At 30.3% G+C, this 12,153-nt stretch carries 17 protein-coding genes; 6 read left to right on the plus strand and 11 right to left on the minus strand.

Translation table 11 applies throughout. The features are described 5' to 3' along the window. Together AMN88_RS03870 and rnhA are read left to right on the plus strand one after the other, a co-directional pair. Positions 1–966 carry a homoserine kinase gene (locus tag AMN88_RS03870; RefSeq protein WP_075536502.1) on the plus strand — a complete coding sequence of 322 codons (966 nt, stop codon included), beginning with the start codon at positions 1–3 and terminating at the stop codon, positions 964–966. Continuing rightward, on the plus strand, positions 966–1,391 hold the full coding sequence (rnhA, locus tag AMN88_RS03875) for a ribonuclease HI (protein WP_075536503.1): 426 nt from the start codon (positions 966–968) through the stop codon (positions 1,389–1,391). Before AMN88_RS03870 ends, rnhA begins: the two co-directional genes overlap by 1 nt. On the opposite strand, the gene AMN88_RS03880 is transcribed toward rnhA, so the two are convergent. The 10 genes from AMN88_RS03880 to AMN88_RS03925 form a co-directional block, all read right to left on the minus strand. Beyond that, a complete protein-coding gene (locus AMN88_RS03880; protein ID WP_075536504.1) occupies positions 1,383–1,868 on the minus strand; it encodes a peroxiredoxin in 486 nt (161 codons plus the stop codon). The genes rnhA and AMN88_RS03880 overlap by 9 nt on opposite strands. Then, on the minus strand, positions 1,868–3,247 hold the full coding sequence (gene thrC / locus AMN88_RS03885; RefSeq protein ID WP_075536505.1) for a threonine synthase: 1,380 nt from the start codon (positions 3,245–3,247) through the stop codon (positions 1,868–1,870). Before thrC ends, AMN88_RS03880 begins: the two co-directional genes overlap by 1 nt. Beyond that, positions 3,248–3,901, minus strand: a complete 654-nt coding sequence (locus AMN88_RS03890) for an SURF1 family protein (RefSeq protein ID WP_075536506.1) — start codon at positions 3,899–3,901, stop codon at positions 3,248–3,250. Positions 3,902–3,910: 9 nt separating this feature from the next. Further along, positions 3,911–4,699 (minus strand): cytochrome c oxidase subunit 3, encoded by a 789-nt coding sequence (locus AMN88_RS03895; RefSeq protein WP_023854769.1) that lies wholly within the window; start codon positions 4,697–4,699, stop codon positions 3,911–3,913. A 9-nt stretch (positions 4,700–4,708) separates the two neighbouring features. Beyond that, positions 4,709–5,242, minus strand: coding sequence for a cytochrome c oxidase assembly protein (locus AMN88_RS03900; protein WP_023854768.1), 534 nt, complete (start codon positions 5,240–5,242; stop codon positions 4,709–4,711). Next, positions 5,239–5,364 carry a serine protease gene (locus AMN88_RS03905; RefSeq protein WP_075536507.1) on the minus strand — a complete coding sequence of 42 codons (126 nt, stop codon included), beginning with the start codon at positions 5,362–5,364 and terminating at the stop codon, positions 5,239–5,241. The genes AMN88_RS03900 and AMN88_RS03905 overlap by 4 nt, the downstream gene beginning before the upstream one ends. Continuing rightward, positions 5,361–6,272: a heme o synthase gene (gene cyoE, locus AMN88_RS03910; RefSeq protein ID WP_075536508.1), complete on the minus strand. Its 912-nt coding sequence runs from the start codon at positions 6,270–6,272 to the stop codon at positions 5,361–5,363. Before cyoE ends, AMN88_RS03905 begins: the two co-directional genes overlap by 4 nt. Before the next feature lie 33 nt (positions 6,273–6,305). Next, a complete protein-coding gene (gene ctaD, locus AMN88_RS03915) occupies positions 6,306–7,940 on the minus strand; it encodes a cytochrome c oxidase subunit I (RefSeq protein WP_075536509.1) in 1,635 nt (544 codons plus the stop codon). A gap of 2 nt (positions 7,941–7,942) precedes the next feature. Beyond that, a complete protein-coding gene (gene coxB, locus AMN88_RS03920; protein ID WP_075536510.1) occupies positions 7,943–8,758 on the minus strand; it encodes a cytochrome c oxidase subunit II in 816 nt (271 codons plus the stop codon). Between the two features lie 61 nt (positions 8,759–8,819). Next, complete coding sequence (locus AMN88_RS03925; protein WP_075536511.1) at positions 8,820–9,518, minus strand: RsmE family RNA methyltransferase; 699 nt, start codon at positions 9,516–9,518, stop codon at positions 8,820–8,822. A gap of 16 nt (positions 9,519–9,534) precedes the next feature. On the opposite strand from AMN88_RS03925, the gene AMN88_RS03930 reads away from it, so the two are divergent. Next, positions 9,535–10,197 (plus strand): haloacid dehalogenase type II, encoded by a 663-nt coding sequence (locus AMN88_RS03930; RefSeq protein ID WP_072090823.1) that lies wholly within the window; start codon positions 9,535–9,537, stop codon positions 10,195–10,197. Here AMN88_RS03930 and AMN88_RS03935 read toward each other — a convergent pair. Further along, positions 10,190–10,549, minus strand: a complete 360-nt coding sequence (locus tag AMN88_RS03935; RefSeq protein WP_023854761.1) for a winged helix-turn-helix transcriptional regulator — start codon at positions 10,547–10,549, stop codon at positions 10,190–10,192. The genes AMN88_RS03930 and AMN88_RS03935 overlap by 8 nt on opposite strands. 128 nt (positions 10,550–10,677) lie before the next feature. Between AMN88_RS03935 and AMN88_RS03940 the strand changes: the two genes are divergently transcribed. Genes AMN88_RS03940 through AMN88_RS03950 form a run of 3 tightly spaced genes read left to right on the plus strand, consistent with a single transcriptional unit; the run spans position 10,678 to position 12,150 of the window. Further along, positions 10,678–10,932 carry a CDGSH iron-sulfur domain-containing protein gene (locus tag AMN88_RS03940; protein WP_034390265.1) on the plus strand — a complete coding sequence of 85 codons (255 nt, stop codon included), beginning with the start codon at positions 10,678–10,680 and terminating at the stop codon, positions 10,930–10,932. Between the two features lie 3 nt (positions 10,933–10,935). Beyond that, positions 10,936–11,313: a DoxX family protein gene (locus AMN88_RS03945; protein WP_075536512.1), complete on the plus strand. Its 378-nt coding sequence runs from the start codon at positions 10,936–10,938 to the stop codon at positions 11,311–11,313. Beyond that, positions 11,314–12,150 (plus strand): pirin family protein, encoded by an 837-nt coding sequence (locus AMN88_RS03950; protein WP_075536513.1) that lies wholly within the window; start codon positions 11,314–11,316, stop codon positions 12,148–12,150. Positions 12,151–12,153 lie beyond the last annotated feature (3 nt).

Raw genomic sequence — 12,153 nt, forward strand, 5'->3', positions numbered from 1 at the left:
ATGGCTGTTTACACAAAAATAAATCAAAAAGAAATTAATATTATTAATAAAAATTTTAATATTGAGAAAGTTATAAGTTTTAAAGGTATTAAACAAGGAATAGAAAACACAAACTATCTTCTTAAATCAAAAAGTAAAAAATACATTTTAACTATTTTTGAAAAAAGAGTTTTACAAAAAGAAATACCTTTTTTTATGAAGTTAATGGATAATTTGAATAATTCAAAAATAAACTGTCCCAAACCACTGAAAACTAAAAATAATAAATACCTTATTAAATTAAAAAATAAAACTGCATGTATTGTTTCATTCTTAGAGGGTAAAGATAAAAAAATATTAAATATAAATGATTGTTATGCAATTGGTAAAACAATTGCTCGAATGCATGTGGTCACAAATAAAATAAAGCTTAATAGAAAAAATTCAATGGGTATTAGAAATTTAAAACCTTTGTTGGAGAGTATTAAATTTAAGTCAAAAAAGTATTCAAATTTAAAAGTATTCTTAAAAAATAACCTAAAAGATATTAATAAAAATTGGCCTAAACAATTACCCAAAGGTATTATCCATGGTGACTTATTTATAGATAATATATTCTTCAAAAAAAATAAACTTTCAGGAATTATAGATTTCTACTTTGCTGCTAATGATTATTTTATGTATGAAATTGCTATATGCATCAATGCTCTTTGTTTTGACCATAAAAAGAGAAAATTCCAAATGAATCATAAAAAAATTAAAAATTTAATCAAAGGCTATGAAAGCGTTAAAAAAATTTCAATAAAGGAAAAGAAATCTATAAATATTTTATGTAGAGGTGCAGCATTAAGGTATTTATTAACAAGATTGTATGACTACTCAAATACACCAAAAACAGCATTGATTAAAATTAAAGACCCTAATGAATATTATCAAAAATTGCTTTCTCATAATAATTTAAGTTCATTTAAAGACTATTTAAGTTAATGATAACAATTTATACAGACGGTTCATGTTTAACAAATCCAGGTAACGGTGGATGGGCTGCCATTATTAATGATGACAAAGAAATAAGAAAAATTAGTGGTAGTGAAAAAAACACTACAAATAATAGAATGGAGCTACTTGCTCCGATTAATGCACTGAAGAATATGAAACCTGGTATTGAAATAAAAATATATACCGACTCTCAATATGTAAAAAATGGAATAACTGAATGGATTAATACTTGGTTAGTTAATAATTGGAAAACATCAAAAAAAGAAGATGTTAAAAATAAAGATTTGTGGATTGAATTATATAATTTGAATAAATCACTTAATGTTCAATGGAATTGGGTTAAGGCCCATGATGGAAATCCTATGAATGAAGAGGTAGACTTATTAGCTAAAAAAGCTGCAAATTTAGACTAAATTTAAAAAATTTTCTGCTGCTGAAATTTCGCATGATCCAGTGTCTTTTTCTTCCTGTAGCTTAACAACCTTCATATCTTCAATATACATCGTGTATCTATTTGATCTAATACCTAAACCTCTTCCACTTTTATCAACATCCGCACCTATATCTTTAGTAAAGTTTAAAAAAGGGTCTCCCATCATAATAATTTTATCACCTACATTATTTTCTTTTCCCCAAGCATTCATAACAAAAGGATCGTTTACAGATATGCAAATAATATGATCAATACCTTTTTCTTTATACTTATCATGTAACTTAACATAACCAGGTAAATGTTTAGCAGAACACACTGATGTATAAGCACCTGGTAATCCGAATAAAATTACTTTTTTATTTTTGAAAAAATCTTCAATTTTTTTTTTAGTTGGCTCACCATTTTCTAAAACAAATACTTCTGAATTAGGCAGTAAATCATTTTCGTTTATTTTCATTATGTTCTATCTTTAATATGTTGTTTTACTTTTTCAATATCATTTTCAACAATATCATAATTTTCTTTTTGATCTAAAACAAAAGTTAATTCATTGGGTAATTCTGCTTTCACATTAATTGCACTTTGAATTGCACCTGGAAACTTGCAGGGGTGCGCTGTTGCAAGTACAATATTGTTTCCTTTTAAGTTGTGTTTATCAAATGCTCCATACCCAATAGCTGTGTGTGGATCTAAAACTACGGCAAATTTTTCATATACATTTTTAATTACCTCTAAGGTTTCATCCTCACTCATTCTAGCTGATAAAAAGTTTTCGCTAATTTTATTTAATTTATCGTCATTTATTAAATACTGTCCCTTCTCTTTAATATTTTTCATATCTAGAGAAGTCTGTTGATCGTCTCCATTATTAAGATCAAATATAAGTCTTTCAAAATTACTGGCTATTTGTATGTCCATACTTGGAGAGATAGTTTCTGAAACTTTTTCTGCTTCATAACTACCTTTTGAAATTGCTCTATGTAAAATATCATTTTGATTAGTTGCAACAATCAATTTATCTATCGGCAAGCCCATTTTTTTGGCTAAATATCCTGCATATACATCTCCAAAATTTCCTGTCGGCACTGAAAAATTTGTTGGTTCACTTGCATCCTCAACTGATAAATAACTATAAAAGTAATAAACACTTTGGGCAATAATCCTCGCCCAGTTAATAGAGTTTACACCTGACATATTAATGTCATTTGAAAATTTCTTATCTGCAAACATGGATTTAACTAAGTTTTGACAGTCATCAAAATTTCCCTTTATGGCTATGTTAAATACGTTTTTGTCTTTACCTGTTGTCATTAATTTTCTTTGAACTGGTGAAACACGATTATCTGGATGAAGGACAAAAATATTAATATTTTTTTTACCTTTAATTGCATCAATTGCTGCAGCACCAGTGTCTCCAGATGTAGCAACAACAATATTAATCTTATGATTTTCATTGTTTAGGTAATACTCGTAAAAGTTACCTAAAAGTTGCATAGCAATATCTTTGAAAGCTAAAGTCGGACCATGAAACAGCTCTAACACAGTCCTGTCTCCAAGTTTTATAAAATCTACAACATTATCCCGTCTAAATGTAGAGTAAGACTTATCAATAATTTTACTTAATTCTGCTTGTGACATGAAATTACCAATAAATGGATGAACGATCTTTTTGGCTAACTCTGAGTAGCTTAGTTTTTTAAAATCTTGAACTTCATTTTCAGTATATTTCGTCAAACTTTCGGGAATAAATAAACCTCCATCATCAGCAAGACCTTTGATAAAAACGTCTTTAAATTCAAAGGTTTTTGATATGCCTCTTGTACTTACGTATCTCATTTAATAATTTTTTTTCCTAAAATATAAATATATTAAAAGAATTGAAATCGCCATAGAAAACCAAGTAATTGCATACTTCTTGTGATTATTTGAAATTTTAGCAGTAATCACTCTTGGTTTTGGAATTTTATAATCACCGTTTAAATAAATGACATACTGTGAAAAATTTCTTCCAGTAAATTTTGAAATATCTTCTCTATTCAAAGTAAACCAATAATTTTTCTCAATATCGTTTTCAGGTTTGAATGTACTTGGTTTAGTTTGTAGCATAAGAGTGCCGACTATTTGATTTTGATCAACTAAATTTATTTCGGGTAGGTTTTTTTTTTCAAAAGGTATCCATCCCCTATTCAATAAGTAATTGACGTCACCAATTTTTATTGGATTAATTACCTCAAATCCAGGTTTCCCTACATCATTTAAATTGTACAAGTAAATTTGTTTATCAAAATCAATATCTCCGCTTGTTTTTATCCTAAGATAATTTTTTTTTTCAACATTGGATAATTCCACTGGGTCATTTTTTAAGGAATTTTCTATTTGATCAATTAACTCTAATTTCCAATTTAATCTATAAATTTGCCAAAACCCAAGAGAGAGCAGAGTTAAAATAATAAAATAAACAAAAACTGAAAATAGTAATTTATTCTTCAAGGATAAATATTAACTTCCCCAAATATAAATTGCAGCAAATAAGAATAGCCAAACTACGTCAACAAAATGCCAGTACCAAGCAGCTGCTTCAAATCCAAAATGATGATCTTTAGTAAAATGACCAAGTCTTCCTCTCCATAAACATACTGCTAAAAATATTGTTCCAATTATTACGTGAAAACCATGAAAACCTGTCGCCATATAAAATACAGCTCCATAAATATGGCCTGAGTAAGTAAAAGTAGCATGATGGTATTCGTATGCTTGCAATAATGTAAAAAAGAAACCAAGAATAACAGTTAGTGTTAAACCTTGTATAAATCCTTTTCTATCATCTTCTAATAAAGCGTGATGAGCCCAAGTAACAGTTGTTCCTGATAATAATAAAACTAAAGTATTTATTAAAGGAATGTCCCAAGGATCAAATGTTTCAATATCTTTAGGAGGCCATACATTTCCAACAAATTCATTTGGAAATAAACTTATATCAAAGTAAGCCCAGAACCATGCAACAAAGAACATTACCTCTGAAGCAATAAATAAAGTCATTCCATATCTATGATGAATTTGAACAACAGGTGTGTGGTGACCTTGATGTTCAGCTTCGATTACTACATCTCTAAACCACATGTACGCGCCATAAATTAATAACGCTAAACCAAGATACATTCCCCAGGAAATACCATTATGCATATAAAAAATTGCACCTATTGCTAATACTAAGCATGCAAAAGATGTATAGATTGGCCAAGGGCTTGGATCAACTAAGTGGTAATCGTGTTTTTTTTCTGCTGACATTTTTCGTGATTATGATTGTTTATAGTAATCTGTCGAGAAAAAAGTGTACGACATGGTTACATCTTGTAGATTTTTTGTTGTTGGATCGTTTACAAGTTCAGGGTCTAAATAAAAAGTCATCACATAAGTGGCCTTCTCACCAGCCTTCAACTCTTGTTTTTCAAAGCAAAAACATCCTAATTTACTATAATATTTACCAAAACTTGCTGGTGAAACGTTAAAACTTGCTACACCATAAGTCGTTTCGTCTCCAATATTCTCAACTTCAAATTCTATCCTGTTAACCTGACCAACCTTTACATCAATCACATTTGATTTTGCTTTAAAATTCCATTCAAGATTGTTTACATTTGTATCAAACCTTACACTAACAACCTTATCTAATACTATTTTAGGAGCTTCTTTGGATACCTGGGTTGTTCCTCCAAAGCCTGTAACTCTACAAAACAGATCATACAAAGGCACTGCCGCAAAAGACAAACCTAACATAAGGACAAAAATCCCAGCCAAAAGTAAAGGAGTTAATGTTTTGCTTTTAATCATATCTGTCTATCAAATACTCCAACGTTGTATAAAGTAAAAACAAATAAGAATACCATAAACGCTAAAATTGCTATTGCAGTTAAAATATTTTTTTTCTTTGTTTTCTTGTCAGGCGTTATCATAAAATTTTATCAATTAAAAAAAGAACAAAAATTAAAAATAGATACAAAATTGAATATCCAAAAATAGATTTTGCTTTTTTTGCATCAAATTTGTTCTTTTTAAATTTATAAAGTTCGAAACATAAATAATTATAATAAATTGTCAAAATTAATGATGGGATTAAAAAAGTTATACCCACAAAGCCGATAGCATAAGGCAAAACAATTACTGGTAACATTGTTAAAGAATAGACAAATATATTTAATTTTGTGCTCTCAACACCATTTGTTAATGGAAGCATTGGAATTTTCGCTTTTTTGTAATCATCTGATTTATAAAGACTTAAAGCCCAAAAATGTGAAGGCGTCCAAAAGAATATGATTAAAAAGAAGGTGATTGGCTCAAAAGTTAAAGAATTGGTAGCTATAGTCCAACCAATAACTGGGGGTAATGCTCCTGCAGCTCCTCCTATCACTATATTTTGTGGAGTCTTTCTTTTTAACCAGATTGTGTAAACAAACACATAAAACAAAATAGTAAAAAGTAATAAACTAGCTGATATTCTGTTTGAATAATAATCAAGAGCAATTACAGAAAAAATCGAAAGAGAAATTCCAAATACTAGTGCTTGATTTCTATTTACCTTGCCTGTTGGAATTGGTCTCAAACAAGTTCTTGTCATAAGAGCATCTAAATCAGACTCGTACCACATATTTAAAGCCCCGGCTGCTCCTGCTCCAATTGAAACTAAAATTATTCCAATGATTGCATCTCTTGTTGGAATTATATTAGGAGCCATTAACAATCCAACTGCACAAGTAAAGATAACCAAAGACATTACTCTTGGTTTCATTAATTTAAATAATTCAGATAAATTAAAGGCGTCTTCTTGAGATAAATTTCTATTTTTTAATTTAGACTTAATCATTAATTTAAAGTTAAAAAATCTTATTTGCTAAATTTAGCTAGTAGATTTTTCAACACCCTCTTCATCTTCAAACTTTGGTAATTCTTCAAAAGTATGAAAATTAGGTGGAGATGGTACAGTCCATTCTAAAGTTGTGGCGCCTTCTCCCCATGGGTTTTGTGCTGCAGCTTTTTTCTTATAAAACGCATAAGCAAGGTTTATAAAAAATACCACCAATCCAATTACAGAAATATAAGAACCAATTGAAGAAATGTAATTCCATCCTGCAAAAGCATCTGGATAGTCAGCATATCTTCTTGGCATTCCCGCAAGGCCTAAAAAGTGTTGTGGGAAGAAAACCAAGTTTACTCCAATAAACGTTAACCAGAAGTGTAATTGACCCATCCACTCTGAGTACTCGTAACCAGACATTTTTCCAAACCAATAGTAAAATCCTGCGAATATTGCAAATACAGCTCCTAAAGATAGTACATAATGAAAATGAGCAACAACGTAGTAAGTATCATGCATTGCAGTATCAACTCCAGCATTTGCAAGTACTACACCGGTAACTCCACCAACAGTAAACAAGAATATAAATCCTAAAGCCCAAACCATTGGAGTTTTAAATGAAATCGAACCACCCCACATAGTTGCTATCCATGAAAATATTTTTATACCGGTTGGAACTGCAATGATCATAGTTGCAGCTAAAAAGTATGCTTTAGTATCTGTACTTAAACCAACTGTATACATATGGTGAGCCCAAACAACGAAACCAACTATTCCAATTGCAACCATTGCATAAGCCATTCCTAAGTATCCAAAAACTGGTTTTCTAGAAAACGTTGAAACAATATGACTGATCATTCCGAAACCTGGTAAAATTAAAATATAAACTTCCGGGTGACCAAAGAACCAAAATAAATGTTGGAATAGAACTGGGTCTCCACCAGTTTGAGCATCAAAGAAAGCTGTTCCAAAGTTTCTGTCAGTAAGAAGCATCGTAATTGCTCCTGCTAAAACTGGTAATGATAATAATAATAAGAAAGCAGTTACTAGTATTGACCAAGCAAATAATGGCATTTTATGAAGTGTCATGCCAGGTGTTCTCATGTTTAAAATTGTAGTAATAAAATTAACTGCACCTAAAATTGAAGAAGCTCCAGCTAAGTGTAAACTTAAAATTGCAAAATCCATTGCTGGACCTGGTTGACCTGCTGTAGATGATAACGGAGGATATATTGTCCATCCTCCTCCTACTCCTGTTTGACCTGGAGGGCCATCCATGAAAATTGACATTATTAATAATATGAAAGATGTAGGTAGCAACCAGAATGAAATATTATTCATTCTAGGAAAAGCCATATCAGGTGCACCAATCATTATTGGGACAAACCAGTTTCCAAAGCCACCTATCATTGCTGGCATAACCATAAAGAAAATCATTATTAAACCATGACCAGTAACTAAGACATTATATAAGTGATAGTTTCCACCTAAAATTCCATCACCTGGATGCATCAATTCCATTCTCATTAAAACTGAGAATGCAGTACCAATCACACCTGCAATAATTGCAAATATTAGATACATAGTTCCAATATCTTTGTGGTTGGTTGAATAAGCCCAACGTTTCCAACCAGTTGGTGTATGATGATCGTCGTGTGATGCTGTTTGTGTATACATAATTATTTACTCGCTAGTTTTTTAAATTGATCTTCTTCGTTAATTTCTTTTGCAAATTTGACTTTAGCGTCCAACAACCATTCTTGATATTCTTCTTCAGTAACAACTCTAACTTCAATTGGCATAAACGCGTGTTTAATTCCACACAGTTCAGAACATTGACCATAATAAGTTCCAACTTTTTCTGCTTTAAACCAAGTTTCATTTATTCTTCCAGGCACAGCGTCTCGTTTTACTCCAAATGAAGGTAGTGCCCATGCATGTAGAACATCATTAGCTGTGATCATTACCTTAACAACTTTATTTACTGGAACAACTAGTTCATTATCTACAGCTAAAAGTCTTGGCTCGTTTTCTTTTAAGTCTTTAGTTTCGATCATGTATGAATCAAAGAAAATATTTTCGTCTGGATACTCGTATCCCCAGTACCATTGGTATCCTATAGCTTTAACAGTTATGTCTGCTTTTGGAATTGCATCTTGTTTATATAGAATTTTAAATGATGGAACCGCCATCACGATTAGAATTAAACATGGAATTAAAGTCCATAAAACTTCAACTGCAACATTATGAGTTCTTTTTGATGGAACTGGATTTGCTGAAGCTCTAAATCTAATACAAGCATAGACCATTAAAAATAGAACAAAAACACTGATTGCTATAATAATTGGTAACAGCAATTTATCATGAAAGTTAACTATATCTCTCATGGTCTCGGAAGCAGCCTTTTGAAAACCTAGTTGCCAATCGACTGGTTGATTAGCGAATGCGCTTGAAGTGATTAAGAATGTTAGAAATATATATAATAATTTTTTCATTTTTTTACCCTATATAGAGTGTCTTTTAAAAAAATACACTTTTACTTTTAGCGACAAAATATCAATTAATGGCGTAATTTATGATCGATAGAGCAGAAATTACAGCCGTTTCAGATCTCAATATGTTTTCATTGATTTTAATAGGCTGAACACCACTAAATTTAAGAATCTCTACCCTCTCCTCCTCAGAAAAATCTCCCTCTGGTCCTATGATTACGCAAGTAGGCTTGGAGGTTAACTTTTTAATGTCAATTTTTGTATTAGTAGTGTTGAGATCAGTAAAAATTAAATCCATATCATTATTTAGAAAGCTTTTTAATTTTTGAGGCTCTTCAATTGATGGAACAGTTATTCTGTTTGATTGTTCGGCAGCTTCTATGATTACTTTTTCCAATCTCTCTTTATTTATTTTTCTAACAATCGTTCTTTCAAAAATAATTGGTAAAAACTTAGTTACACCAAGCTCTGTAGCTTTTTGGATCATGAAATTAAAGTAATTTGATTTGATAGGAGAGAAAGCCAGCCAGAGATCTATGGTATTTTCTTTCTGTCTTAATTGTTTCGTAACATTAAATTCAACTATGCTTTTAGTGATATTTGCGATTTTCGCTTCCCATTCACCACTACTATTAAAAAGAGAAAAAACTTCTTTCTCTTTAAGTCTCATAACTTTTGAAACATAGTGTGATTGAGATTTATCAAGTTTGTCAGTCAAATTAAGAGATAAACTTTTTGAATAAAATAATCTAATGTTACTCATATTGATAAGTTAGTTTATGAAAAATATTAAAGCAATAATTTTTGATGCTTATGGCACCTTATTTGATGTCAATTCAGCTGCTGAAAAATGTAAAGATAAAATAGGTGATAAGTGGGAAGGTTTCGCCAATTATTGGAGAACAACACAATTAGAATATACTTGGCTAAGAAGTTTAATGAAACGTCACAAGGATTTTTGGCAGGTAACAGAGGATAGTTTAGATAAATCTATGAAAGCTTATAAGATAGATTCTTCAATGAGAAATGAGTTATTAGATCTTTATAAAATTCTTTCTCCTTTCAAAGAAGTTCCTGAAGTTTTAAAATCATTAAAAGAAAAAGATTTTAAACTTGCTATTCTTTCTAATGGTACTCCTGCTCTTCTTAATGAATTAGTTAAGAGTAATAATTTGGAAAATATATTTAATAATATTTTTTCAATTGAAGAAGTTGGAGTTTATAAACCAGATTCTAAAGTTTATGACCTTCCAATAAATCAATATCAAATAAAAAAAAATGAAGTTGCTTTTTTAAGTGCTAACACTTGGGATGTATCAGGTGGTGGAAATTATGGATTCAATTCTATTTGGGTAAACAGAAATAATAATATTTTTGATAACCTTGATTATAAACCTCAAAACGAAATCAAAAATCTAAAAGAGTTACTCAATATTATCTAATTCTATTTTCTTCAAAGTTTTTATTTAGTTTTAAAGAAATAGCTCTTGTGTTTTTTCTATTCCAGTCAGAAAAAGATTTTAAAATAGGAATTACGGATAAACCAAATTCAGTAAGTGAATACTCTACTTTTGGAGGTACTACTTGATGTACTTTTCTATTAACTATTCCATCGGTTTCTAACTCTTTAAGTTGCTTGGATAACATTTGTTGGGTGATGGTTTTTAATACTTTTTTAAGTTCATTAAATCTTACTTTCTTGCTGTTATATAATGTAAATAAAATTCTTATTTTCCATTTACCACCTAAAAAATAAATAGCTCTTTCGGCGGGACAATTAATTAAATCTTTCATAAGGATTAAATAACTCTTCTATTTAAATTTTCAAGGTATGATTTTGTATACTAGTATGATTATATTGCGTTCTTGCAGAATTAAATACAAACTATTAGATAACCCTAAACTTAATGAAAGGGTAAAAAATGAGCAAAGGACAAAGAGCAGGTAACGGACCAATGGCTATCGAAGTTGAAAAAGGCAAATCATATTATTGGTGTGCATGTGGACGATCAAAAAAACAACCATTCTGTGATGGTTCACATACCAGTCCACTAAATGATGAAGGAACAAAGTTTACTCCTTTTGCATATAAAGCAGAAGAAACAAAAAAAATGTTTTTCTGTGCATGTAAACAAACTAACAATCAACCATTCTGCGATGGTTCACACAATAAATAAACTATGACAAATATTTTAGATTTAGTAGGAAGAGTATTTATCTCTTTAGTATTTTTATTAAGTGGAATAAATAAAATTGTAAATTACGAGGGATCTATCGGATGGATGGAATCTTTTGGAATGCCTGGTATTTTTTTAATTCCAGCAATTATACTAGAAATAGGTGCTCCTATATTAATTATAATTGGGTACAAAGTAAAAATCGCTGCAGTTTTACTAAGTGTATTTTGTATTGCAACTGCGCTTATTTTTCATACTGATTTTAGTAATCAAATGCAGTTTGTATCCTTTAATAAAAATATAGCTCTTGCAGGTGGATTTTTATTTTTAGTGATAAATGATACAAAGGATTTTAGTTTAAAGGGGAAATTATCAAAATAAATGTCAAATATAGAAGTAAGTAAAATTATTGACCCTATTCCAGCTTCTGATGGTGCTGGAGTTAAATTAAAAAGAAGTATTGGTGTTGAGCCAAATTATTTTGATCCTTTCTTAATGCTTGATGAATTTGGTTCAGAAAATAGTGAGGATTATATAGCTGGTTTTCCACCCCACCCTCATCGAGGAATTGAAACAGTAACTTATATGTTGGCTGGAGATTTTGAGCACAAAGATAGTACAGGTGGTGAAGGCAGAATGACTGCTGGAGACGTTCAATGGATGAAAACTGGAAGTGGAATTATCCATTCAGAAATGCCTACTATGAAAGAAGGAAGACTTCATGGGTTCCAATTATGGATTAACATGCCTGCTAAATTAAAAATGAGTAAGCCTGAATATCTTTATATTGATGCTGATAAAATGAGTGTTCATAAAGATGATGATAAACAAGTAAAAGTAATAGCTGGAAAATTTGAAAAAGCTGAAGGTCCTGTTAAAGGACACAATGTTGAGCCAGTTTATTTTGATGTAGAATTAAACAAAGATAAAGAGTTCAATTTTAAATTACCATCTACTCACAATACGTTCATTTATTTAATTAGTGGAGAAATCGAAATTGGTAAAAATAAACATGAAAATGTTAAAGACAGTACTTTAATTCTTTTAACTAAAGGTGAAGATTTAACAGTTAAGGCTCAATCAAATGCCAAATTCTTGGTAATTTCAGGGAAACCAATTAATGAAGAAATAGCTAGAGGTGGACCATTTGTAATGAATACTAAAGCAGAAATCTTGCAAGCTGTTCAAGATTATCATAATGGTACATTTGTAAAATAAATT

The organism is Candidatus Pelagibacter communis (assembly GCF_001180165.1).
Taxonomy (GTDB): domain Bacteria; phylum Pseudomonadota; class Alphaproteobacteria; order Pelagibacterales; family Pelagibacteraceae; genus Pelagibacter; species Pelagibacter ubique_P.

Bases quoted from the DNA above. Each gene is read 5' to 3' on its own strand.
- AMN88_RS03870 (WP_075536502.1), top strand. From the start codon at position 1: ATGGCTGTTTACACAAAAATAAATCAAAAAGAAATTAATATTATTAAT.
- rnhA (WP_075536503.1), top strand. From the start codon at position 966: ATGATAACAATTTATACAGACGGTTCATGTTTAACAAATCCAGGTAAC.
- AMN88_RS03880 (WP_075536504.1), bottom strand. From the start codon at position 1,868: ATGAAAATAAACGAAAATGATTTACTGCCTAATTCAGAAGTATTTGTT.
- thrC (WP_075536505.1), bottom strand. From the start codon at position 3,247: ATGAGATACGTAAGTACAAGAGGCATATCAAAAACCTTTGAATTTAAA.
- AMN88_RS03895 (WP_023854769.1), bottom strand. From the start codon at position 4,699: ATGTCAGCAGAAAAAAAACACGATTACCACTTAGTTGATCCAAGCCCT.
- AMN88_RS03900 (WP_023854768.1), bottom strand. From the start codon at position 5,242: ATGATTAAAAGCAAAACATTAACTCCTTTACTTTTGGCTGGGATTTTT.
- AMN88_RS03905 (WP_075536507.1), bottom strand. From the start codon at position 5,364: ATGATAACGCCTGACAAGAAAACAAAGAAAAAAAATATTTTAACTGCA.
- cyoE (WP_075536508.1), bottom strand. From the start codon at position 6,272: ATGATTAAGTCTAAATTAAAAAATAGAAATTTATCTCAAGAAGACGCC.
- ctaD (WP_075536509.1), bottom strand. From the start codon at position 7,940: ATGTATACACAAACAGCATCACACGACGATCATCATACACCAACTGGT.
- coxB (WP_075536510.1), bottom strand. From the start codon at position 8,758: ATGAAAAAATTATTATATATATTTCTAACATTCTTAATCACTTCAAGC.
- AMN88_RS03925 (WP_075536511.1), bottom strand. From the start codon at position 9,518: ATGAGTAACATTAGATTATTTTATTCAAAAAGTTTATCTCTTAATTTG.
- AMN88_RS03930 (WP_072090823.1), top strand. From the start codon at position 9,535: ATGAAAAATATTAAAGCAATAATTTTTGATGCTTATGGCACCTTATTT.
- AMN88_RS03935 (WP_023854761.1), bottom strand. From the start codon at position 10,549: ATGAAAGATTTAATTAATTGTCCCGCCGAAAGAGCTATTTATTTTTTA.
- AMN88_RS03940 (WP_034390265.1), top strand. From the start codon at position 10,678: ATGAGCAAAGGACAAAGAGCAGGTAACGGACCAATGGCTATCGAAGTT.
- AMN88_RS03945 (WP_075536512.1), top strand. From the start codon at position 10,936: ATGACAAATATTTTAGATTTAGTAGGAAGAGTATTTATCTCTTTAGTA.
- AMN88_RS03950 (WP_075536513.1), top strand. From the start codon at position 11,314: ATGTCAAATATAGAAGTAAGTAAAATTATTGACCCTATTCCAGCTTCT.